Annotated in this window: 15 protein-coding genes and 1 pseudogene; 5 read left to right on the forward strand and 11 right to left on the reverse strand. The window is 68.1% G+C overall.

Translation table 11 applies throughout. The features are described from left to right. Positions 1-3 precede the first annotated feature (3 nt). On the forward strand, positions 4-744 hold the full coding sequence (locus tag ACWDEX_RS04885) for a class I SAM-dependent DNA methyltransferase (protein WP_450461769.1): 741 nt from the start codon (positions 4-6) through the stop codon (positions 742-744). Positions 745-825: 81 nt separating this feature from the next. Here ACWDEX_RS04885 and ACWDEX_RS04890 read toward each other — a convergent pair whose 3' ends face one another. The 4 genes from ACWDEX_RS04890 to ACWDEX_RS04905 all read right to left on the reverse strand — a co-directional run bounded on the left by ACWDEX_RS04890 (position 826) and on the right by ACWDEX_RS04905 (position 7,548). Then, positions 826-1,767, reverse strand: coding sequence for an RNA polymerase sigma-70 factor (locus tag ACWDEX_RS04890; RefSeq protein ID WP_450461770.1), 942 nt, complete (start codon positions 1,765-1,767; stop codon positions 826-828). Then, a complete protein-coding gene (locus ACWDEX_RS04895) occupies positions 1,764-2,690 on the reverse strand; it encodes an NAD-dependent epimerase/dehydratase family protein (RefSeq protein ID WP_450461771.1) in 927 nt (308 codons plus the stop codon). The genes ACWDEX_RS04890 and ACWDEX_RS04895 overlap by 4 nt, the downstream gene beginning before the upstream one ends. A gap of 87 nt (positions 2,691-2,777) precedes the next feature. Continuing rightward, positions 2,778-3,644: a menaquinone biosynthetic enzyme MqnA/MqnD family protein gene (locus ACWDEX_RS04900; protein WP_450461772.1), complete on the reverse strand. Its 867-nt coding sequence runs from the start codon at positions 3,642-3,644 to the stop codon at positions 2,778-2,780. A 76-nt stretch (positions 3,645-3,720) separates the two neighbouring features. Further along, complete coding sequence (locus ACWDEX_RS04905; RefSeq protein WP_450461773.1) at positions 3,721-7,548, reverse strand: CHAT domain-containing protein; 3,828 nt, start codon at positions 7,546-7,548, stop codon at positions 3,721-3,723. A 204-nt stretch (positions 7,549-7,752) separates the two neighbouring features. Between ACWDEX_RS04905 and ACWDEX_RS04910 the strand changes: the two genes are divergently transcribed. Both ACWDEX_RS04910 and ACWDEX_RS04915 read left to right on the forward strand, forming a co-directional pair. Next, on the forward strand, positions 7,753-8,157 hold the full coding sequence (locus ACWDEX_RS04910; protein WP_450461774.1) for a CATRA system-associated protein: 405 nt from the start codon (positions 7,753-7,755) through the stop codon (positions 8,155-8,157). Beyond that, complete coding sequence (locus ACWDEX_RS04915; protein WP_450461775.1) at positions 8,141-9,652, forward strand: CATRA conflict system CASPASE/TPR repeat-associated protein; 1,512 nt, start codon at positions 8,141-8,143, stop codon at positions 9,650-9,652. Before ACWDEX_RS04910 ends, ACWDEX_RS04915 begins: the two co-directional genes overlap by 17 nt. A gap of 162 nt (positions 9,653-9,814) precedes the next feature. On the opposite strand, the gene ACWDEX_RS04920 is transcribed toward ACWDEX_RS04915, so the two are convergent. The 3 genes from ACWDEX_RS04920 to ACWDEX_RS04930 all read right to left on the reverse strand — a co-directional run bounded on the left by ACWDEX_RS04920 (position 9,815) and on the right by ACWDEX_RS04930 (position 13,640). After that, positions 9,815-11,299 carry a DEAD/DEAH box helicase gene (locus ACWDEX_RS04920; protein ID WP_450461776.1) on the reverse strand — a complete coding sequence of 495 codons (1,485 nt, stop codon included), beginning with the start codon at positions 11,297-11,299 and terminating at the stop codon, positions 9,815-9,817. Positions 11,300-11,471: 172 nt separating this feature from the next. Then, positions 11,472-11,675, reverse strand: coding sequence for a cold-shock protein (locus ACWDEX_RS04925; protein ID WP_376408233.1), 204 nt, complete (start codon positions 11,673-11,675; stop codon positions 11,472-11,474). Positions 11,676-12,110: 435 nt separating this feature from the next. Beyond that, positions 12,111-13,640, reverse strand: coding sequence for an MDR family MFS transporter (locus ACWDEX_RS04930; protein WP_450461777.1), 1,530 nt, complete (start codon positions 13,638-13,640; stop codon positions 12,111-12,113). 640 nt (positions 13,641-14,280) lie between these two features. Here ACWDEX_RS04930 and ACWDEX_RS04935 point away from each other — a divergent pair. Continuing rightward, a complete protein-coding gene (locus ACWDEX_RS04935) occupies positions 14,281-15,114 on the forward strand; it encodes a PIG-L family deacetylase (protein ID WP_450461778.1) in 834 nt (277 codons plus the stop codon). A gap of 289 nt (positions 15,115-15,403) precedes the next feature. On the opposite strand, the gene ACWDEX_RS04940 is transcribed toward ACWDEX_RS04935, so the two are convergent. The 3 genes and pseudogenes from ACWDEX_RS04940 to ACWDEX_RS04950 form a co-directional block, all read right to left on the reverse strand. After that, positions 15,404-15,847 carry a large conductance mechanosensitive channel protein MscL gene (locus tag ACWDEX_RS04940; protein WP_450461779.1) on the reverse strand — a complete coding sequence of 148 codons (444 nt, stop codon included), beginning with the start codon at positions 15,845-15,847 and terminating at the stop codon, positions 15,404-15,406. A 498-nt stretch (positions 15,848-16,345) separates the two neighbouring features. Then, the gene (locus tag ACWDEX_RS04945; protein ID WP_450461780.1) at positions 16,346-16,654 is read right to left on the reverse strand and encodes a VOC family protein; all 309 of its coding nucleotides are present in this window, start codon (positions 16,652-16,654) and stop codon (positions 16,346-16,348) included. A gap of 294 nt (positions 16,655-16,948) precedes the next feature. Further along, a pseudogene (locus ACWDEX_RS04950) lies at positions 16,949-17,101 on the reverse strand (GNAT family N-acetyltransferase); the annotation flags it as partial. Between the two features lie 73 nt (positions 17,102-17,174). Between ACWDEX_RS04950 and ACWDEX_RS04955 the strand changes: the two are divergent. Further along, on the forward strand, positions 17,175-17,684 hold the full coding sequence (locus tag ACWDEX_RS04955) for a hypothetical protein (RefSeq protein ID WP_450461781.1): 510 nt from the start codon (positions 17,175-17,177) through the stop codon (positions 17,682-17,684). A 564-nt stretch (positions 17,685-18,248) separates the two neighbouring features. Here ACWDEX_RS04955 and ACWDEX_RS04960 read toward each other — a convergent pair. Beyond that, positions 18,249-22,505, reverse strand: coding sequence for a tetratricopeptide repeat protein (locus ACWDEX_RS04960; protein ID WP_450461782.1), 4,257 nt, complete (start codon positions 22,503-22,505; stop codon positions 18,249-18,251). Between the last annotated feature and the right edge of the window lie 788 nt (positions 22,506-23,293).

A 23,293-nucleotide genomic window follows, 5' to 3' on the forward strand; every position in this document is an offset into this window, starting at 1 on the left:
CTCATGACGAGCAGTGAACTGTGGACGCGTGCCGCCGCCGAACGTTACGACGCCGAGGAGAGCGAGATGTCCTCGGCCGCTGTTCTCGGACCGACTCTCGCCTTCCTCGCCGAACTCGCCGGAGACGGCCGGGCGCTGGAATTCGCCATCGGAACCGGACGAGTGGGTGTCCCGCTACGGGAACGCGGCGTGCCCGTAGCGGGGATCGAACTGTCCGAGCACATGGCAGCGGCCCTGCGACGCAAGATCGACGAGGACACGCTCCCGGTCGCCATCGGGGACATGGCCACGACCGTCGTCCCCGGCGAATTCACCCTGGTCTATCTCGTCTACAACACCATCACGAACCTGCTCACCCAGGACGAGCAGGTCGAGTGTTTCCGCAACGCCGCACGTCACCTGACGCCTGGCGGTCGATTCGTCATCGAGCTGGGCGTGCCGCCCCTGCGGTTCCTGCCGCCCGGGCAGGTCGCGGTGCCGTTCGACGTCTCCGAACGGCACCTCGGCTTCGACACCTTCGACCTGGTCGAACAGATCCTCGTCTCGCACCACCTCACCCGCGACGGTGACGACGGCCGCTACCGCCGCGAGGACTCCCGGCACCGGTACGCGTGGCCGGCGGAACTCGACCTGATGGCACGGATCGCGGGGCTCGAACTGGAACGGCGCGTCGCGGACTGGGACGGGGCGCCGTTCATCCAGGACTCCGCGAAGCACATCTCCGTGTGGCGCAAGCCCGCCTGAGGGATATGCCGGGGTTCCGACGCGGATCGAGGAATGCCGGCGGTATCGAGTGCGGCGAGCAGCTCGACCGGGAGCACGGTCTCACACAGCCGCGTCGTCCGGTCGATGGGTGGAACGCGAAGCGTTCGCTTCACGGGCGAGCGCCCAGGCGTCCGCGACCGGGCCTAGGTGTCGGAGCTTGTCGGGGTTGAGGACGGTGCGGATCGCCTGGATCCGCCCGTCGAGGATGTCGAGCGCCCAGGTGTTGACGACCTTGCCGTCCCGGTCACGGAAGATCGCACCTGACTGGCCGTTCACCTCGTGTCGCTCCACGATGCCGCCGACTTCGACGAACTGCGGGGCGAAGCCGGCGACCCGTCGGATCACGTCGTCGACGCCGAAGACGCCGTGGCTCCACAGCGGGGCCTTGCCTCCGCTGTCGCCCACCAGCTGTACGTCGGCGGCCAGCAGTTCCCGCAGCCCGGCGACGTCACCTTCGCGGAAGGCGTCGAAGAACCGCTCGGCGAGTTCTTCGCGCTCCCTCCGGTCGGCCTCGAAGCGGGGCCGACCCGCGTCCATGTGGCGGCGCGCCCGCACGGCGAGCTGGCGGCATGCTGCCTCGGAGCGGCCTACGGCCGAGGCGATGTCCGGGAAGCCGAACGCGAACACCTCCCGCAGCACGAAGACCGCGCGTTCCAGCGGGGTAAGCCGTTCCAACAGCAGCAAGGCCGCCATGGAAAGCGAGTCGGCCAGCTCCGCCGAGCGCTCGGGGTTCTCGTACGGGTCGGTGAGCAGCGGCTCGGGGAACCACGGCCCGACATACTCCTCGCGTCGGACCCGGGCTGAGCGCAGGGCGTCGATCGAGATACGGGTGACCACGGCCGACAGGAAAGCCTTGGCCGAGACGGGCTGGGTCGCGGAGGCTTCGTAGCGCAGCCAGGTGTCCTGGACGGCGTCCTCGGCCTCGGCCACACTGCCGAGGATTCGGTACGCGATCGAGAACAGCAGCGGCCGCAGCTCCTGGAATTCCTCGGTCCGGGTCACGACAGCTCCGCCTTGAAGCCCTGTCGCCACGAGGGGTAGCGCGGCTCCCAGCCGAGCTCCCGCTTGGCCTTGGCGTTGGAGAACGCGCGCCCCTCCGTCATCATCACCACGGCCACCTCCCCGGCCAGCAGCCGGGCCAGCCACACCGGGACCCGCATCGGCCGCTTCGCCCCCGCACACGCCGCCAAATACGGCAGCCACTCGGCGGCCGGGGCGGGCTCGTCGTCGACGATGTTGAACACGCCCCCCGCCTTCTGCTCCACGGCCAGGACCGTGGCGCTCGCCGCGTCGTCGAGATGCACCCACGAGCTGTAGCCGGTGGCCCGCCCCACCAGCGGGAACTGCCGCTTCCGGATCAACTCGACCTGGTCGTCGGTGGCGCCCGGACCGTAGAGCCCGCCGTAGCGCAGGACCACGCCGCCGGCTCCCACGACCCTCTCCTCGAGGTGGCGGATCGCCGCCATGCCGGGGGCCGCGGACGTGCCCACCATCAGGTCAAGCGGGTCCTCCTCGGTCTTCACCCAGCCGCCCTCGCGGATGCCGTTGCAGTTCGCATACCCCTGCGCGACGAAGTGCGACACGCCGGTCGCCTCAGCGGCGGCAAGCAGGTGGTCCGTCCCCTCGGTACGCAGCCGGTTGGTAGTGGCGAACCAACGGTCCATGTGCTTCATGTCGGGCTTGCCCGCGATGGCGGTCATCTGATGCACGATCGTGTCCGGCCGCGCCTGGGCCACCGCCTCACCGACCGATGCCGCGTCCAGACCGTCCATGACGACGCCGTCCGCGCCCAGCCGGTGCAGCAGGTCCAGCTTGGCCGCGCTCCTGGTCGTCGCCGTCACGTGATGGCCACGGGCCACGAGCTGCGGCACCAGCCGCCTTCCGAGAACTCCGGTTCCCCCTGCCACGAACACCCGCATGACCATCGCCTCTCCGAGTTCAAAGCCTTCTCTGCGACCCGAGACGAGACAGCCCCGTCATCTGTGACATGGGAAGCGAAGACTGAGCACCCGTCACCCCGGGAACCACTCTCCCGAGGCCAGAGCTGGTACTTCGTGTTCCGTACGGCGGGCGAATTCCGTCAGTCCGGCCACCTGGCGCGGCCCGAACGAGTAGTCCAGGGCGCGGCCGAAGTAGCGTTCCAGTGTCGTCGCGTCGAACGGCTCCCAGTAGGCGGTGCGCGCGGCGAGCTCGGAGTTCTCGGCCCGGGCGAGGTCGCGGGCGGCGAGGAGGCCACGGTGCGCGGCTGCCACGGTGTCCGGTCGGCAGTCGGCGAACTCGCGGCGTACCGCCCATACCGCGAAGACGAACGGCAGGCCGGTCCAGTCGCGCCACAGTCCGGCCAGGTCGTAGACCCGCGACCCGGTCGGCGTCCGGTCCTGGTACACCGCGGCGTCCAGCGCCGCGTTCCCGAACAGCACCGCGGCGTCCGCTCCGCGGAGCACGGATGCCGGGTCGGACGAGCCGGGGACGTATCGTGCGACGACCCCGTACCGCTGCTCCAACAGCAGCCGCGCCAGCCGACGGGACGTCGGCCCGGCCGGGGCCAACGCAACGGTGCGGCCGTGCAGTTCGTCCAAACCCACGCTGCTGACCAGCACGGATGACATCATCGGACCGTCACTTCCGGCAGCGATACCGGGCAGTGCGAGCAGTGATCCACTGTGCCGCAGATAGGTGACGGCGGACACCGCGGCGATATCGAGATCGCCCTCCAGCAGACGCTGTGCGAGATGGTCCGGGGTGTCAGTCACCAGGTCGACGTCCAAGAGCGCCGTTGTTCGGGCCAGACCCCAGAACAACGGCACGCTGTCGAGAAACCCGGTGTGCCCCAAGCGTGGACGGCGCTGCCCGACGTCGGCATCCCCTCGAATTGCCACATCGGCATGCTACGCCGCGGCAGTTCGGCTCCCTCGCGTGGGCCGCCCTCTCCCCCCGATCGCTGCTTCCACATGGTCAGGGACCGGTGTGGAGGTATGACGCCCACAGAGCGGGAGCATCAGGGCGAGCGCTTCGGAGTCTACGGACCGCCTTGCGCAGGGCGGAGGCGGCCTGGAGCGTTTCGTCGGCTGTCTGCGGGGCTGCCTGGAGTGCCCGATAGAAGTCCCTGGCGACCTGGGGTGCCCGTAGATCGCTGATGGACCACTGTGTCGCGATCACATGCCTGAAGCCTGCGATGTGGAGCCCACCGGCCAGGTGGGCGAACTCATCTGCCAGGCGGGCGACGCCACTGGCTGTTTCGCAGGCGGAGAGGAAGGCGAGTTCCGCCGCGGTCAGCCGGAGTGCGGTCAGATCACGCAGGTTGATCATGTCGTCCGTGCAGTGCAGTGCGGCACCGCCGGGCGAGTACTGCGCTCCATGGCCGGCGAAGTGCAGCCAGGAGTGGGACTGCAACAGTTCCAGGACGGTGTCACGGTTCGCCCGGGGACCCACGACGGCTGTCATCGCGGGAAACTCTTCACGCAGGGCGCCGATCTCCGCTGTCGCGTGGGCCAGCTCCGACATTCCTGGAGCGTTGGGTACGGCGATGCCCAGCAGCGCGGTCTTGCCGGAGGTTGGGCGGCTGATGGCTTCCAGGAGGGCACGAAGCGTGGGCGCGTACGAGCAGACGGCGCGGTCGAGCAGGTTGGTGCTCGGCGTCGGGCGTGGTACGTCCTCGCCTGGGCGCCGGTTGTCGGGGGCAGGGTAGACGCCCGCCGCGTGCAGCGGGAGCAGGGCCAGCGCGCCGGTGGGGCACCACCAAAGGCGCGGTTCCTGGCCTTCCGCCGGCTTGGCGGGCCAAGCGAGCTTGGTCAGGACTGGGTCCGCGATGTCATTCCAGAGCCAGGCAAGAATGGACCGGAGGGTGTTGTTCCGCTCCTGTGGAGCGGTGGCCTCGCCGCCCCGGACGGTGGTGATCAGCTCACTCGCCCGGGCGTTGACCACACGGCGGGAGATCCGCTCCAGCCGGACGAGCAGAGGGGACTCGCGCGTATCAGCGGTCACCACCAGGGCGTCGCAGCGGTAACGGGCGATGTTGACGATGACGACCGGACCGTTGCGCGCAGCTTCGCGGAGACGGTCGAACGGGCGCGGACGAAGGAAGCCCGGCACCAGGGCTCTGGCTCGCTCCAGGAGGTGGTCCCATTCGGCTGCCGCTTCCCGGCGGCGCTGGGACTCCAGTGCCGTTCGGCGTGCCGAGACGTCACGCACCTCGCGATCGGCTCCGGTGGCGCCGGCTCTGTCGAGTCGGCGCCGAACATCGTCCATCGCTCGTGCCAGGTCACCGTCCAGAGCCCGAAGTTCGTCCAGGTCCGTACGAGCGTCGAAGGCCTGTGCCAGGAGAACACCGCGTCCCTGCTCCAGGAGTTCCACGGCGCGTGCGAGGTCCTCACGCTCGACGGCGACGGCCGCGGCATCCGATGCCAGACCGTTGACCATGGCCAGGAAGTGCTCGCGGTCGTCACGTTCCAGGCCGTGCCAGGCCGCCTGGGGCAGCAGTTCGATTGCGTACTCGTAGCCCCGCTGGGCTTCCTCCCACCGGCCGTCCTCGGCGGCCGTCGCGCCCCAGTTTCCGGCCGCTTGGAGGCGGACGCTCAGCCGACCTGTGGGGAGCCGGGCGGCTTCTCGGAAGGCGTCGATCGCCTCGGTAACGTGCCCCGCGTCTTGGAGAGCATCTCCCAGAAGCACCAGACATCCGCCACGGCTCTCGTGATCGACGGGGCACCGTGCGACGGCCAGACGGCCTACCCGGACGGCCTCGCCGAGATCGCCCTCCTGGCCCAGGAGTTGGTAGCGCCGATGCAGCATCCCGTTGAGGTTGGACAGGAACTTCGCCTGGTCCGGGTGGTCGTGGGAGGCAGCGTCGATGGCCTCGCGGATGGCCGTGATCGCCGCCTCGAGATCGTCGAGGTCTTTCGATTCCGAGAAGCGGTCCAGAGTGACGATCGCCAGATTGCAGAGGTTCATCGGTCGCCGGTGTGATCCTCGCGGCGTCGCTTCGACCGCAAGGCGTGCCGTCATGACTGCCCTGTCGAGATCACCGCGCCTCTCATGACGACCGTAGGAGGTAGCCAGGGCAAGGCTCAGGTTTGCGAGGTACCGATCCTGGCGCGGGTGGTCGGCCTGCACGGTCCCCACGGCTTCCGCGCAGACGTCGATGGCAGCTGTCAGGTCCGCCGCATCCCCGGTGTGGTGGAAGCGGGTCAACAGCGAGTTGCCGAGTCCGCTGAGGCACATCGCCCGTTGGGCAGCGGAGAGTCCGGATGTCTGCGTCGCTGCGCGTTTGGCGTCGATGGCTGCGTGCAGATCGTCGAGCGCACCGCCGTGCTCATAGCGCGCCTGGAGGGCGCTGCCCAGGGCGTTCAGCGCGACAGCCTTGTCAGGCCGGCCCTGCCGGGCGCCCGCTACGCTCTCGCGTGCGAAGTCGACAGCGGCCGTGAAGTAGGCTCGTATACCCGTGTGTTGGGCACGGATCCGCAATACGCCGGAGGCGGCGTTGAGGATCACCGGACGGTGCGGCGCGCCCGCGGGCGTGTCTCGCTCTGCACGCAGAGCCGCATCCGCCGCGGCCTCCAGGTCTGAGGTATCACCGCAGTCCTCGAAGCGGCAGCGCAGGATCTCGCTGAGGGTCGACCGCAGGAGGGCGATCTCGTCGCTGCCCTTGGACGAGAGGGAGATGCCTCGTCGCACGGCCTCGGCCGCCTCGTCGAGGTCTCTCGCTTCTGCGGTGTGTTCGTCGTAGACCGTGTAGAGGGCTATCCCCTGGATGAGCAGCACCCTGGAAAGGAACGCGGAGGAGTCCGGCGAGCTGCGGGCCACGCGACGCATGAGGTCCACGGCGGCACGTAGGTCGCGGGCGTCGTTCGTCAGGTGATGGCGAAACATGAGGCACAACGCCAGGTCCACGTGCGCGGAACGATACTGATCGTGCTCGGGATGCTCCGCGAGGAAGCTCTGGTAGAGGTCGATCGCCTGGCCGAGGTCAGCCTGGTCATCCACCAGTTCACCGCGTCGACGCAGTCCCCCCGCAAGGCAGAGGAGATGGCTGGCGTGATCCGGATCGTTCGGGTCGCCCTCATCGATCGCGTGCCGCGCCGCCTCGATCAGGTCCCCGACATCGGCACTTACCTCGGTGCCTTCCTGCTCCGCCACCAGAACCCTGTGGAACAACCCCTTGGTCAGCCCTCCCCAGGCCACAGCACGCAACGGATCGCTCGGTCGAGACAACGCGACCGCGCTGCGGGCCATGTCGATCGACTCATCGAGAACGGTGGAGACACGCGTCTCTCGATGCGTCTCCCGCAGGAGTTCGGCGAGGTGGAAGCGAGTGATGGCGGCGCTCGGGTGACCGGGGGGCGTGTCCGCCACCGCGTCGCGCGTGGCCTCGAGGGCTTCCGCGCGATGCGCGGGCTTCCCGGTCCACTCGTACCTCTGCACGAGCATCTGGGAGAGGTTGTCACGGCGGAAGGGACGGCGTTCGTGGCCATCGCGGGTGGCGGCAACGCTGCGCCGCCCCGCGGCAATAGCCGCTTCCAGGTCGGGCAGCCGTTGGCTCGTCCGGAAGCGTTCCGAGTGGGCCAGCGCGAGATTGGACAGCAGTTCGTCCAGGAACTCGTCACCGAGCTCCTCGCCTTCCTTCACGGCGGTCGCGCTCACGTCGACGGCCTGGTCGAGCGCGGAGCGGTCTCCGGTGAGTTGGAACCAGCCACGCAGCGACCGGCCCAGCTCGGTGAGGCAGCTCGGCCGATAGGGGGAGTCGGGCGGAAGCGCCTCGACCAGGGTGGACCACAGCCGACAGGACATACGCAGAGCGTGAGGGTCGCGCAGCCTCTCCCATCTCTGGAAACTCGTCAGAGCTTCCTCGAGCATCTGCTGTGCTGTCATCCGACGGCGCTGCGGATGTGCCATGAACAGCCCCTGTCACCGGTACTCAAGTGCACACGACCTGAACCAACTCCCTTATGATTACACGCAGTTCACGGTTCTGGCTCTTGAAGGAGGACCCGCGTGAGCGACTGGCCGGACGCTCTGGAGGAAGCACGATTCCTGCTCGGTGCGGTCTCCGAGACGGCCCTCGCGGAACCCGCGGTCTGGGCTCGGCTGGAGTTGACGCTCGCGGACCTGGAGCGCGCTGTGGACGATGGGGATTCGGACTGCCTCCGGCTCGCCCTGCACACGCTGGAGGACTCCCTCGCGGGCGACAGGATGCGGATGCTCGGCGGGCCGGACGACCGGACGCCGCCTCCTCCTCCGCTGGCGGACCGGCTCGACCGGCTGGTCAACCGGATCCGCCTAGCCGGGGCGGGGAATGCCGGTACCTCTGACTCAGCGCGCTCAAACGACCGTGCGAACTCCACCGGTTCAGCCGGTGCAGCCCGTTCAGCCGGTGCCTCCAATGACGATGCGACGTAGCCGCTTCGAGGGCCACGCCCTGATTGTCCATACCTTCGCCCACCTGGCAAGTGCTGCCGAGGACGAAGAGAACGGCGTCGAATCCGTACGGCAGATGTGGTCACGGCTGCGCGACCGGCTCGGCATGCGTGACCCGATCCCCCACTACGGCTCCGCCGAACTGCCCGCCCTGGCACCGCTCGTGCGGTCCGGCACTGCCCCCGGGTGCCAGCTGCTCGCGGCCTGCGAGCGCACGGGGCAGCGTCCTGCGCAGGCTTTCGCCTACCTACGCAATGACGTCATCGGCGTCACCGTGGTTCTGTTCCCTGCCCGCAACGTCTCCTGGCGCGATCTGCGCTCCCGTTGGGAAGCTGCGGTAACGCCCCTCCCCCACCGGACCGTCCTGGGGACTGTCTACGTTTACCGAGCACTCAGCGGTCGACGTGCCGAGCAAGGCGCCGACGATATGAGCCGACTCCTCGCCTCGGTGCCGTCGCCGACGGCACCGCTGGACGGAACATGGCGACGCACCTCCGACGGCTACCGGATCCTGTACTCCGGCCCTGCCGGGTGGGCGCCATTCGTGTGGGAGGCAGTCACGGTCGGGCCCTCCACACGGGAAGACGCCTTCGACGCCTGGACCTGGCACGTTCACCGTACCGGGGCCCCAGCCCCGTTCACCCGTTATCTGGAGGGTGCAGCACGCCTACGCCGTCAGGCTTCGGTGCACCGCGCACACCAACAGAGTTTCCGTGCCATGTGCCTGCGCCTCTCCGCTGCCTCCCAGCGATTGGCGGAGCTGTGCGGCGAAGCACTCGCCGGCGGCTCGGGAGCGGACGGTCTACTCGCAGCCGAGGCGGCCATCGCCGCCCTGTATGTCGGCGACCAGGGGCTCAACCAGTCTCTGCGGGATCTCCGCGACATGCGCCACTCGGTACGGATCACACTCGACACGATGACCGGGCTCCTACCACCCGATCCTGGCAACGGCATCGGCCCCGACCAGGAGTTGGGCCACGGCCTCCTCGCCCTCCTCGACGACGACATCGACCATGGGGAATCGGTCAAGCAGGAAGCGGACGAGATCTCCCGCACCGCGGCAGTCATAGTGCAGCAGCGCATGCACCTTCGCCAGCAGCGTACGACCATCGTCCAGGGAGCGGTGCTTGGCTCCCTGCTCATGGCACTTGCCGCCATTCAAGCCCTTTCCTACCGGCTGCCGCTGCCAGGTACTCTGCACGCGCCTGTGATCGCCTGGCTTTCCGTCCTGGCTCTCTCGCTGCCTGTGCAGTTGCTGCGCTGGCGCCGCGCGGACGGCGGGGCCCGCAAACCGACCTGGTTCGATCAACTCTCCGTGTTCGGTGTGGGCGCGGCGTCAGGTTGGCTGTGCGCGTCAGCAGCGGCACTGCTCTCGACCCGCGCCCCGGCCCTGCCCGCGGTGAGCGGTAGCTGCGCCATGGCCCTGGGACTAGCCGCACTGCTCGCGGACCGGGTGCGGGCGTCACGCAGTACGTGAGGCTGAGGAGAGCAAGGCACCGGCAAGGCTGCTCGCCGGAGCCACCGTCGGCCACGGCGGCTCCGGCGAGCCGGTGGGCGCAGAACCAGTCACCGCGGGCCGCGGCCTCGCGGAGTATGGCGTCATGCCATGTGCACAGCGTACGAGAGCAGCATTGCCGGCCTATGCGCCACGACGGACCCGGGCGGCCTTGCGGGCCTCGGCAATCTGGCGGGCCTCAGCAGACCGGCGAGACTCGCCACGGCCGCCGGCCCGCCCCGGTCGGGTACCGAGACCACGGAAAGGCTCACCGCCGCGCTTCGGGCGCTCCTCGACCGGCCCGCTGCCGCCGACGGGGACACCGGAGGGAGCCTGGGCACCGGTGATGCGGCTCAGCTCGGCCTCGCCGGAGCGGACCTGCGTGATCTGCGGCCTGATACCTGCGTCGGACATGAGGCGGGCCATGTCCCGGCGCTGACCGGGCAGGACCAGCGTGACGACACTGCCGGACTCGCCTGCGCGGGCAGTTCGACCACCACGGTGCAGGTAGTCCTTGTGGTCGCCCGGCGGGTCGACGTTGACGACGAGATCGAGGTCGTCGACGTGAATGCCCCGAGCGGCGACATTGGTGGCCACCAGCACCGTGATGTCGCCGGCCTTGAACTGCGCAAGGGTGCGGGTGCGCTGGGGCTGCGACTTGCCGCCGTGCAGCGCCGCGGCCTTTACGCCGCTGCTCAGCAAGTGCTTGGTGAACCGGTCGACGGCGTGCTTGGTGTCCAGAAACATGATCACCCGCCCGTCGCGGGCAGCGATTTCGGTGGCGGTGGCGTACTTGTCGGCGCCGTGCACCTGCAGCACGTGATGCTCCATCGTGGTGACCGCGCCCGCCGCCGGGTCGACCGAATGGACGACCGGGTCTTGGAGGTAACGACGGACGAGAAGATCGATGTTGCGGTCCAGCGTGGCCGAGAACAGCATGCGCTGGCCGTCCGGACGTACCTGGTCCAGCAGTTCGATGACCTGCGGCATGAAACCCATGTCCGCCATCTGGTCGGCCTCGTCCAGGACGGTGATGTTCACCCGGTCCAGGCGACAGTCCTTGCGCTCGATGAGATCCGCCAGGCGGCCAGGAGTCGCGACGACCACCTCGACCCCGTCACGCAGCGCGCCGACCTGCCTGCCGATCGACATGCCGCCGACCACAGTGGCCAGCCGCAGCTTCAGCAACCGGGCGTAGGGGGTGAGCACATCGGTGACCTGCTGGGCCAGCTCGCGCGTGGGGACGAGGATCAGGGCCAGTGGCTTCCGCGCCTCGGCACGCTGCCCGCTCGTGCGCACCAGGAGCGCCAGGCCGAAGGCGAGCGTCTTGCCCGATCCGGTGCGCCCGCGGCCCAGGACGTCGCGCCCAGCAAGGGAGTTCGGCAACGTGGCAGCCTGGATCGGGAACGGTTCGTTCAGGCCGAGACTGGTGAGCATCTCCAGCAGCTCGACTGGCATGTCCAGTTCACCGAAGGTCGCGGCCGCGGGCAAGGCCGGGGTGACGGTGTCCGGCAGCGCAAACTCCCCCTGTGGTGCGGAGGGACGGCGCCCCGCATCGTCCGGACTGACGCCGGGGCGCCCCTGATCCTGCGGGTGGGGACGATCATACGTGCGAGCTGAACGACTCATGGAGAACCTTCCTCGACAGGGCGCGCATCGAGGAATCCCCGACAGGAATGAGTCGGATGAATTGCAAGAACGAGCCGAATGTGAGACCAAAAGAATTCCATCGGAATTCAAAAAACAATGAGCTGGGACCCCACCGTAAGACGGGGCCCCAGCTATCTCATGCGCTTCGACGTCAGGCGGGAGTGATGTTCTCTGCTTGCGGACCCTTCTGGCCTTGCGTGATGTCGAAGTTCACCCTCTGGCCTTCCTGGAGCTCACGGTAACCCTGGGTGGCGATGTTCGAGTAGTGGGCGAAGACGTCCGGGCCGCCGCCGTCCTGCTCGATGAAACCGAAGCCCTTTTCCGCGTTGAACCACTTGACGGTGCCAGTAGCCATGTCATATCCCCTTGGGGCAGTGCCCGCGGGCTCACACCGTGTGAACCCCTGCGTTGCCACGATGAACCCCGTCCGGATGAGCACCGGAGATACAAAAATGCCCGACGACATATGGTCGCCGAGGCACTTGAAGTTTCGGGAACCACAACTGCAACTACTGGAATTTTAGCACGGTACGCCCATGCGCACTACTTTTGCCCATCCGGTAAGCCCCGGCCTCGCGGAAGCACCAGATCAGCACGCCAGTCGGCGCCTCCGTCGAATACACAGGGAAGATGAACTTCCAGATTAAACAAGTGCCATCAAGGAGATCAATCCCGATATGTTGCGCGAAAGACAGGCGTGTGCATGAGTCGGCGCTGAACACGACCGCGCTCCCGCCCGGACGTTGTCGCCGGGCGGCAGCGCGATCGGTGCACAGTTGGAGGGGGCGGGTCAGGACCTCTCCGCCTTGACGGTGCCTCGCTCTCCGAGGTCGGGATTCCCGTCCGCAGGCGGGCCCGCGTCGGCGTCGGCGGGGGCATCGGCGGGGGTGTCGGTGCCCGCGACCCGCTGCGGCAGTTTCACCGCGATGGCGATCGTCACCACGGCGAGGGCTGCCGCGACGCCGAAGCCCAGTTTCATACCGCTCACCTGGGCGGGCACGGCGGCGACACCATCGGCGATCTGGCTGGTGGTGCGCGACGACATCACGGTCACCATCAGCGCGGTGCCGAACGCCGCGGCGACCTGCTGCAGCGTTCCCAGAATCGAGCTGCCGTGGGAGTACAGGTGCGGGGGCAGCACGCCCATGCCGAGGGCGAAGATCGGGGTGAACGTCGCCGCCAGGCTCACCATCATCAGCACGTGCAGACCCAGGATCTGCCAGTACGGCGTCGTCATCGCGATCTGCGTGTACCCGGCGAGGGCGAGCGCGATGCCGATCGAGCCGGGCAGCACCAGCGTCCGGCTGCCGAACCGGTCGGATGCCTTTCCGACGGTCGGTCCCAGCAGGCCCATGGCCAGACCACCCGGCATGACCAGCAGACCGGTCTGGAGCGGGCTGAGTCCGCGCACGTTCTGCAGATACAGCGGCAGCAGCATCATCGAGCCGAGCATCGTCATGAAGCCGATGGCCATCAGGGCCAGGGACAGGGTGAAGGTGCCGTACCGGAGGGTGCGCAGGTCCATCAGCGGCGTACCGCCGCGCTGCAGCCGGAACTGGCGGAGCGCGAAGACCGCGATGGCCGCGATACCGGCGGCGGCGAAGCCGATGCCGAGTGTCCTGCGGTCGCTGTCGCCGACCAGGCTCAGGCCGTACACCAGGCCGCCGAAACCGAGCGCGGCGATGCAGACGCTGAACCAGTCGATGGAACTGGCCTGCTGCTCACCGATGTTCTCCAGCTTGCGCAGCCCGAACAGGGTCACCCCTGCCGCGATCGGCAGCACGACCGCGAACAGCAGCCGCCAGGAGCCGGCCTGCAGGATGACCCCGGACACGGCGGGCCCGAGCGCGGGCGCCACCGACATCGCCAGGGTGACGTTGCCCATCACCTTGCCGCGGTTCTGCGCAGGCACCACGGTCATCAACGTGGTCATCAACAGCGGCATCATCACGGCCGTGCCGGTGGCCTGCACGACACGGCCCGCCAGGAGCACCGCGAAGGCCGGGGCGACGGCCGACACGACGGTACCCACGAGGAAGGTGCCCATCGCGAGCGCGTACGCCCGCCGGGTAGTGACCCGCTGCAGGAACCATCCGGTGACCGGAATCACCGCGGCCATGGTGAGCATGAACGCGGTGGACACCCACTGCGCCGACTGCTCGGTGATGTGCAACGAATCCATCAGCCGCGGGATCGCGTTGATCATGATGGTTTCGTTGAGGATCACCACGAACGTGGCCAGCACCAGCAGCCGCACCACAATAGGTGTGCCGTCGCTCGCCTCCGCGGTGGTCGGTCGTTCTGGTATCGCAGCTGACATGGCAGCACCTCACTGGGGTTCCTGGTCGCAGTCGCCCCGTAGCCGAGGGTCGCCGGACTGGATGGTCGGTTGTCGCACCGATACAGACCGGCGGGCACACCAGAACTCATCGGCCGCCTGAGTGTGCCTCATCGGCGAGTGGACCGCCCCCGAATTAAGGTGCGGTGCACATCCTGCCCTGAGGGGGCGGTTCGTGATTCTTCGAGTGGTTCTGTGGTCATCTGATGACTGCTGCGGCCGACCAGCAGGGCGGTGGCCTCCAGCGGGATGCTGTGGTCGCAACCTTTGCAGCGACTGTCCCGAAGCGATCCGGGAACGGTGATCTCCACTGCCCCGCCACTCGTCGAGGAACTCACTCTATGCTCGTGCTCATGAATCACCGGGCTTGTCCAGCAGGGACTGGCGGTGCCGACGGACAGGTGGAGGTGAGGGGGACGCGTTTACGTAGGAGCGGGAGCTTGGCGTGGCCGAGTGGCCGGCGCCGCGCGGGCGGGGAACAGAGAGACCAGATGATCGTCCGCCCCGACGCGATCCGAGGCCCCCGGGTCCGCGGTACGCCTGGTCACCCCGAAATTGGGGCGACCGCTCATACGCCTGCTGCGGACTCGGACCGAGGCTTTTCGCAGAGGAGGACTGTTTCATGAATGACTGGCCCTTGACGCTCATGGCGGTGCACGCCCATCCCGACGATGAGGCTACTGGAACGGGAGGTGTCCTCGCCCGGTACGCGGCGGAGGGCATCCGCACGGTCCTTGTGACGTGTACCGACGGCAGTTGTGGTGATGGTCCGGGGGGTGTCAAGCCGGGTGATCCCAGGCACGATCCGGCAGCCGTCGCCTTGATGCGGCGTCAAGAACTCGAGGCAAGCTGCGACGTCCTGAAAGTCAGTCATCTGGAGATGCTGGGCTACGCCGACTCCGGGATGATGGGCTGGCCGACCAACGACGCCCCCGGATCCTTCTGGCAGACACCCGTGGAGGAGGGCGCTGCCCGACTCGCGGAACTCATGCGCCGACACCAGCCCGACGTGGTCGTCACCTACGACGAGAACGGCTTTTACGGCCACCCCGACCACATCCAGGCGAACCGCATCACGATGGCAGCGCTTGCGATGACCGCGTCGACACCGAAGGTGTACTGGACGACGGCGCCCCGCTCGATGATGCAGCGGTTCGGGGAGGTCATGCGCGAATTCGGTGCGGACTGGCAGGAGCCGGATCCCGCCGAGGCCGCCGCGATGGCCGAGATCGGACTCCCCGACGAGGAGATCACCACCTGGGTGGACACCGCCGCGTTCGGCGGTCAGAAGTTCGACGCGCTGGCCGCGCACGCCAGCCAGGGCGAGAACATCTTCTTCCTCAAGATGGGCCAGAAAAGGTTCACCGAGTTGATGGGCGTCGAGACCTTCGTACGCGTCCAGGACACCACCGGCGCGGCCGTGCCCGAGAACGACCTCTTCGCCGGACTACGCTGATCCGCCCGCCTTCCCGGGCCTGAGAAAGCTCGTGGTCCGTACCGCTCGATCGAGCGTGCTCACACACCTGGAGACTTGTTCACGTGGGGCCCGCTCCGGCGGCCCTTGATCATCACGGTGGCCCTGCTCGGAAGCGCGGCGGTTGCGAGAACGCCAGTCCCCCACCCGGGCAGGGCCGTTGGGCGTGGTCACCACGCCAGCGCTGCTGATCCGTGCAGACCCGCAGCCCGCATCCCCTCCGAGACAGGCTGTACGGGCACGCCCTGCCTTGGAGGGCCTTTCCGTTCGATCAGCGTCGTGGCGTTCCGGTCGTAGGCGGCTGCTCCGTGCCGCAGTACCGACATTTGGCAGCAGCGCCCGGCAGGTCCTCGGACAGGCAGGCCGGGCACGTCTTGACAGGCCCCGGCTCTTCGAAAGCCAACACGCCGCGCCGCGCCGAATAATGCTTGTACGGTACGACGATGAGGAAGTAGACGACGGCCATGAAGATGATGAAGTAGATGACTGCCGAAATGAAAGAGCCAATATCAAGGTACGTGGCCTTGTTGCCCGATTGACCGAGCTGCCACCCCAATCCGACTGACTTGCTCCCCTGGGCACGAGCAATGATGGGATTGATCACAGAATCGGTGAACGTCTTGATCAAGGTGCTGAAAGCCAACGCGACAATAAGGCCTACAGCTACGACGACAACATCGCCGCGCATCAAGAAGTTCTTGAAACCCTTGAGCATTCCCGGCTCCTCACGACAGGGTCCCCAGTCGGGGCCGGGCAGCACGCTACATTCTTCGACACGTCCTGAGCGCTATGGCGCGGACGCGGGAGGCGCTCTTCCCTCGGCTGCCTAACTCCACCGGCCACCGGTACGCCGATCGGACGCGTGGCCACATCCGAGCAACGAATATTTCGCAGAATTCGTCCGATCAACCGAAAGAGTGCGCCTTCCGCTGCCTCCCGCACAGCTCCGGATCGTTCAGAACCCCGCGAACGGCGAACGTTGATTGTGCCGGTCGGGTATGTGCTCGATAGCAGGTGATCGCCTGCCGTGGGGTCGGTTCGGCAGCGAAGCCTGCGGCGGCGGTGCCTGCGTCGGCCCCGACGGCGGTGGTGAGGCAGACCGCGCCCCAGTCGTTGAGCACACCTTCCCTCATGAGCGCGTCAGAAGGGCTTCGGTTACCGGTTGCACCCGTGGCCGCCGACCGACCCAGCCACGTGAGCCGACCGACGTTGCTCAGTTGAACTCGCCGGTGAGGATCCACAGGTGGCCGAACGGGTCACGGACACGGCCCGAGCGCTTGCCGTAGGGACGGTTCTCGATCGGCACGACGACCTCGGCTCCGTTGGCGGACATGCGTGCGCCCACGGCGTCGGGGTCGTCGACCTCCAGCTCGATGAGTACCGGCGATCCCCCGATGTCGGCGGGCGCGAGCCACCCCCACTCCTCAACGGCCGGCGAGACTCTCAGGCACACGCCCTCGATGCGGTGATCGATGACGCTGGGCCGACCGTCGCCGATCGGCGGAGCCCGGAACACCTCCACGGCACCGAGGGATTTGACCGACGGCCCCTCACACTGGTGCGGCCGGACATGGCCCGTACAGTCAGCCCTCGCCGGAACCGCCCAGGAACGACAACCGGACCTGACGGTTGACATTGTCTTTGTTGGTGTCCACCAAACTCCGTTAAGGCAACCCCGAACGTACCCAGGTCCACGGCTCACTTCCACCTGACGACGGACCAGCAGGTCAACCCACCTGGTCCGGCCGTTCCGAGGCCGACGAGCAATCGGTGGCGTCGTGGATCCGTCGCCCTGTCGGGCACGAGCTCAGCCGGACTACGTAGTCGAGGACCACACGCCGAACCACTGCTCGGCGCCGTACTCTTCGAACCGCTCAATCTCAGTGAACCTCAGCTTGTCCGCGAGGCGCATCGAGCGGCTGTTGGCGGTCTCGATGCAGAGCACCACCGGCTCGCTGGGGAGTGCGTCTCAATTCCGAACGTGTACATGGGTGAGTCGCGAGAGGTTATCCTGCGGCGTGCGGCCGCGAATGGAGGCGAGCATGCTGTTTGAAGAGCTGACGGAACTGGCGGCCGAAGGCGGACGGGCAGTGGTCCGAGCCGCGGGTACCGCGTTCTGGCCCGTGACGCAGCGCCGTGCCGCGGAGTTGGTCGGCCGCGGTGACGCCGAGCGCGTGAGGGCGGAGCTCGTGCGGCTCGATCGCACCGCGCAAGCCCTGACGCTCCCGTCGTCAGGCGATGCCAGCGCGGAGCGGGCGCGGCAGGAAGGGCTGTGGGCCGGACGGTTCGAGGCCCTGTTGGACCGCCTCGATGGGACCGAACAGTCTGGTGCGGCGGCAGAGTTGCGCGCGCTCCTTGAGTCCCTCACCGCCTCCGTCGGTGACACGGCCATCGACACTGGCAACGCGACGGCCCGCGACGGCAGCAGCGCGATCACCGGAATCCTGACCTCCGGCGGTAGCCGTCCCGGCCCGTCGAAGGTCGCGCGCACCGGACACGCGGAGGCCATCGGACCTGGCTCCAGCGCCGTCACCGGAATCGTCAACGAATAGTCTCGGGACAGCCAGACGTCTCGTGCAGAGGTTGCACGCACCGCAGATGCCGACGATCGACATCGCACTCCGGAACTCATCACCGAGCCCCGTGATCTGGCAATCGGCAATCGGCAATTTGAGGAACGTGCTGCCTTGCGCACCACGTACCTCTGAAACGTGGTCTGTGTAGCGAGAGCTTCTGGCCACATAGGCGCGTTGGTCGGCCAAACCGAGGGCAGCACCGAAGCCAGTGTCGCCTGAACTTCATACTTCCGGCCTCTTCCTTGTGTACCAAGGGCTGTCCTTCTCGGCCATTGCACATATCCATCGAGCCTTGGGAGTGTTCGAGAAAGTCATGGGCGAGGACCATCGCTAATACGTTGTCCTCGCGCAGCACCCTTACCTACGCCTATCTATGGGTGCGTGATCGGGCACGGACGGTGCCGCTGTTGGAACAGGCGCTGCGGGACAGCTGGCTAGTGCGGGAAAAGTACTATCCGGCCACGGCGAACGTCCGCATAAAACTCGCCGCAGTCACCGATCCCAATGGACAGCGAGGTTCATCATGGCCGGGTGGTCGCATCACCCCCTGCTCGCCGACACCGCCCTGCTCGCCCGCCCACTGCAGCAGTGCTTGAACTTCCGCCCCCGCCGCATCATGCATGGACACGGCGCATTCCTGCGTGGCCGCACCACCGCGATCGGCACGGCGGCTCCAACAGCCTGCCCGAGGAGGATGGCGCGCTCGAGGTACGTGGGGTCGTCCGCCACCATGCCCGGGAGGTTCCGGCCAGCAATGACGAGCAGCGAGCCATGGTGGGCCTGCTCGTACCAGTGAGGAAAGAAGTTGAGTGGCAGCCCCGGCAGAAGGTTGCCGTGGGGGCTGCTGAGGGTGAGTTTGTTGTCGACCAGGCGGGCCTGAAGGTCCCGGCCGGGGACGGGCGGCAGGTCGCGGAGGTCGAGGGGCTTGCCGCCGTTATTGGTGTACAGGGTGCGCAGGTTGGTGAAGCCCGACTCCAGAAAGAGCCGGAGGGTGACGTCCTCGATGCGGCGGCTGCCGTTGATCGCTCCCCAGCCACCGTGGCAGTCGAGGACGATTCCGGCGCGGTCACCACCGAAGAGGATGCACTCGGCGTCGAGGCGATCCGGGGAGCGATCGGGGGCCGGGCCGGTGAGTTCGATCACCTCGGAGAGGTGGCAGTGGGAGTGCGCGAGCCGGAGCATCGGGTGATGGACGTCCGGGTGGCGGAGGTAGAGGAGTTCGGCCTCGCCGGACTCGTCGATGATCAGGTTGCACACCGTGCAGTATTGCCGGGAGTTGGCGAACCGGAGCGTGAGCGACTCCAGGTCGAAGGCGGCGAGCGCCTGCTGCACGGTGTCGGAGATCCGCACGCTGCGCAGCCGGGGCAGGGTGGGGGACGGCACCACGGCATTGTCGCGATCGTCCCGGAGGGCGCGAGCGCGGAGTGATTCGAGAACGCGCAGGTCAACTGGGCTGGCACCCACGAGCTCCACGGGGCTCGGCACAGTGCCATCCGGGTCCGTCTCAACGTGGAGTGCACCCAGGAAGACCAGGGCCTCTCCTGCCTCCGGCCAGTTGCCGAGCTCCTGGTGGAGCGCGAAGGCCTGACGGCCGCGGGAACGCGCGTCCTCCGATGCATGGAGGGCCTTCTCGGCGCGGGCCAGGTTGAGCAGGCAGGTGGCGCGCAGCGGGCCGTCGCCGAGACGTTCGCTGATCTGCAGGGCCGTGCGGAAGGACGCGGCCGCGGCGGGGTGGTCGCCGGCCTTGGCGTGGCAGGCGCCGAGGTTGGTGTGCAGGGATGTCAGCACGCTGTCCATGCCGAGCTTTTCGGCGAGCGGGATGTTCTTGGTCATCAGGGCAACGGCTTCGTCCCGGTTGTCGGTCTCCAGCATGCAGGTCGCGGCCTGCGCGCGGGCGGAGAGGAGGACATGGAGATCTTTGTGCTCGGCAGCGGCTCGCACGGTCTGTTCGTACTGGTCAGCTGCTTCGGCCCATCGCCCGGCCCGTGCGTGGATGTTGCCCAGTGCCATCCGGCAGTGCAGGACGCCATCGAAGTCGTCGTGCCGCTCGCAGTCGTTGAGTGCCGTGGTGATCGCGGACAGGGCTTCGGTGTGCAGGCCGCGTCGCGAGTGGAGGACGGCCAGGGCGCGTGTCGCCCGGGCCCGGGTGCCAGGAGAGGCGGCATCGCTGAAGTCGGAGACTACGGACCGCAGCATGCGGGCGCCGTCCTGCCACTGCCCCGCGACGACCAAGGCTTCGCCCAGTGCCGCCCGCACCTGGGCGAGCGCCCGACTCTCGTCAGTGGCGGCGAGAGACTGCTCCGCTTCGGTTAGCAGGCGGACGGCGTCTCCGATCCGCCCCCGGTGCCACAGCAACTGGGCTCGCTTCCGCAGGACATCTGCTTGAAGAACCGGGCTGCCGGACTCTTGGGCCATGTCCGACGCGACCTTGAACTGCGACTCCGCCGTGTCGTGGTGCCCGATGCCGCCGCTGTACGAGGCGAGATAGGTCAGGGAACGCGCCGCATGCTGATGGTCGCCGATTCCGATGGCGAGCTCGGCGCACTGCGCGAGATAGGTCGCAGCCTGGTCGAGGTCAGCGCGGTGCGCGGCATCCTCACCGAGCCGGAACAACGCCCGGACCTGGCCCTGCACGTCACCCGTCTCCTGATGGATGGACAGGGCGGCCTCGAGCGGCTCGGCCGGAGCCGACTCCGGCCGGGCGCTGGCCGGGACCGCCGCTAGGTCCATCAGCGCCTGCGCCTCCCACTCCCGGCTGCCGATGGCCCGTGCCCGTTCGATGTCCCGGACGGACTCCTCCGCCGCCTCCGCCTCGCGGCCCGTGCTGCTTAGCAATTTGACGATCGACCGGGTGGCGAGCATCTCACCGAAGCCGCTGCTCCGGCTCAGGTCCCGGCTGTTGCGCAGGTAGTTCTCGGCCCGGCGGGTCTGTCCGACCGCCAGGTACGCCTGGCCCAGGTTGCCTAGGGCGAGCCCGAGTGCCTGACGATGCCCGACGGTCCGCCAGTAGTGCAGTCCGCTTCGCAGGTACTTGATGGCGTCGCGGGGCCGGCCCAGGTTGATCAGCAGCGTCCCCAGGCCGAGCTGCGCCATGAAAAGATGCTCGGCATCGTTGGCCGCGCGCGCCGTTTCGGCGCAACGGTGGAATAGATCAGCCGCATCCTGGCTCTCGCCGAGGTGCGCGGCAACGACGGCCCGGTTGTACAGCGCGGTGGCCGTCCAGTTGGCGTGTCCGGCCAGCTCCCCGGCCTCCTGTACACACTGGTAGACGCGGTCCAGCTCCTTCCAGTGGCTAGCAACCCGCAGGTGCTCGGTGAGCGCGAAGGCGAGAAGCAGTAGGTGGTCCCATGCCTCGTACTGCCGGGCCGTCTCGACGAGAGCGACCGCGCCGGGACGGTCCGCGTTCAGCGACCGCAGCGCTTCGGCACTGCTCTCGGCGGGGACAGTCGCCTCTTCGTCCAGGAAGCCGATCGCATCGGTAGACGACCGGACGCGGACGGCTGTGACGAGACAGGCGTGACGAACGACATCCGCCCGTTGCGTCCCCGACCACGGCGCGGATGTCAGCCGTGCGAAGCGGTGCTGAATCTCGTGCATCACGAATCGGTCGTCGTCGAGCTGCTCGATGAGGCTGAGCTCGACCAGCGAGTCGAGGAGCGCGGCCGTGTCCGTGAGGTTGTCGTCGTCGACCTCGTCCAGCGGAGGTTGTGCGATGGCCGCTGCGACGACATCGGTGGTGAACGACATGTGCGGCAGGACGCCAAGCGCGGAGAACACCTGTGCCTGGTCGCGTTCGAGCGCGTCGAAGCTCTGCTGGAACACAGGCTGCAACGCGGTCTGGCCGGCGACGAGGGCCTTGACGCTGCGGTCGGGGTTGATGATCTCGGACAGGTAGCGGTCGGCGTTCACGCGGGGCCGGCGCGCCAGGTGCGCCGCGGCGATGTGCAGGGCGAGTGGGTGACCGGCGCACGCCGCGGACAGCGCGGCCGTCTGCTCGCCGGTCAGTCGGCCGGGGCCGGCGACCGACCGTACGAGCTCCTCGCTGGGCGCGGCCGGCAGTGGACCGAGGTCTATGAGGCGGACCAGGCCGCTGAGCCCGCTGAGCTTGACGCGGCTGGTCCCCACCAGCGCGAACGGGCCGTCGACGGAGAGGATCTCAAGGAGCGCCTCCTCCGAGACGATGTCGTCGACGAGCAGCAGGACGCGCTTGTCGGCGAGCGTCGTCCGTAGCAGCGCCAACTGCTGGTCACGGCGGTCCGGCAGGGGAGGCTCGGGCGGAAAGAGCGCGTGGAGTATCGACGACACGAGGTCCGTGGGGCCGGTCGACAGCGCGAGATTGATGTGGAACTGACCGTCCGGGTACCGCTCCGCGGCCAGCCGGGACATGCGCAGGGCGACGTCGCTCTTCCCGATGCCAGGAGCCCCGGTCACTACAACCGCCGCCCGACCGCCGCCGTCCGCGCGCCGCAGCACGTCGAGGCCGGCGGAGATCTCCGCCTCGCGCCCAAACAGGCGCGGGCGCCGTTCGCCGGGCAGGACGGAGTCCTGCACCGAGCGGGACTGTAGGGACGGCAGCGTCACACGGACGTCGCCCGCCACGTACCCAGTGATTGCCACCCCACCGTGCGAGGCGTACGCCGCCCCGGTCGCCCTGACCGAGACGGAGCCGGGCGCGCCGACCGCCGTCGCCGCGCTGACTCCGGTGATCGCGGTGCCGCCGTCCGTCGCGCGGGCGTCGCCGCTGTCCCGCACCTCGGCGCCCGGCCGTGCGTCGCCGGACCCGTTCTCGTCCCCCATCAACCCGCTCCCCGAGACTAGCTGTAGTCGATCCCGGTACCGGCACTGCTGCCGGACCCGTCAGCCGTCGCGTCACCAGTCCGATCCACCCGCGCCGATCCCGTGCCCGCCCCACCGGGCCTACGGATCCCGGTGTGCGCCGACCCACCACCGGACGCCTTCGCCTGGCCGGTATCCGTGGCCGAGTCCCCCTGCCGGGGCTGCAACCACGCCCACACCAGCGCTGCGACCCCGGTGCCGACCTGTAACGACGCCCCGACCAGCTCCCCGGTCCCCGGACCGTTCAGCAACCACACCATCGGCGTCACCACAATGCAGGCCACTCCGACCACAATCAGCACGAGCTTCCACGGCCGTGTCACGCCGTCCCGCCTTCCCCCTGGCCAGCCTTTCCGCAGGTATAGCAAGGACGTTCATGTCGTTGCCACTGGTTCCAGCGGTCCAGGTTGTCCGTGGTCGTACCTCGAGCGATCCGTGCGACGGTGAACAGGGGGTCGGATCGCTCACCCGTGGCTCACTGTGCAGCGTGCTTACGTGAGCGCAGTCCGGATGGGTCATCCGCTGGAGTGGCGTATCGACGGCCACTCGGTGATCTCGGTGTTGAGGCTATGCGGTGAGTTCGGTGGGCAGGACGGTCTTGTCGGGCGATGCGCGCATCAGCCTGGGCTACTGACCTCTCAGCGCAACCAGAGCCCCTGTCACGACGGCCATCAACGTAAGTGTGGCCGCGAACGCCTTCGCCGACCGACTCAGTGCAGCGGGGTAGGAGGCGCTGTCCCGGCGAGCCA

The organism is Streptomyces sp. NPDC001020, assembly GCF_053599115.1.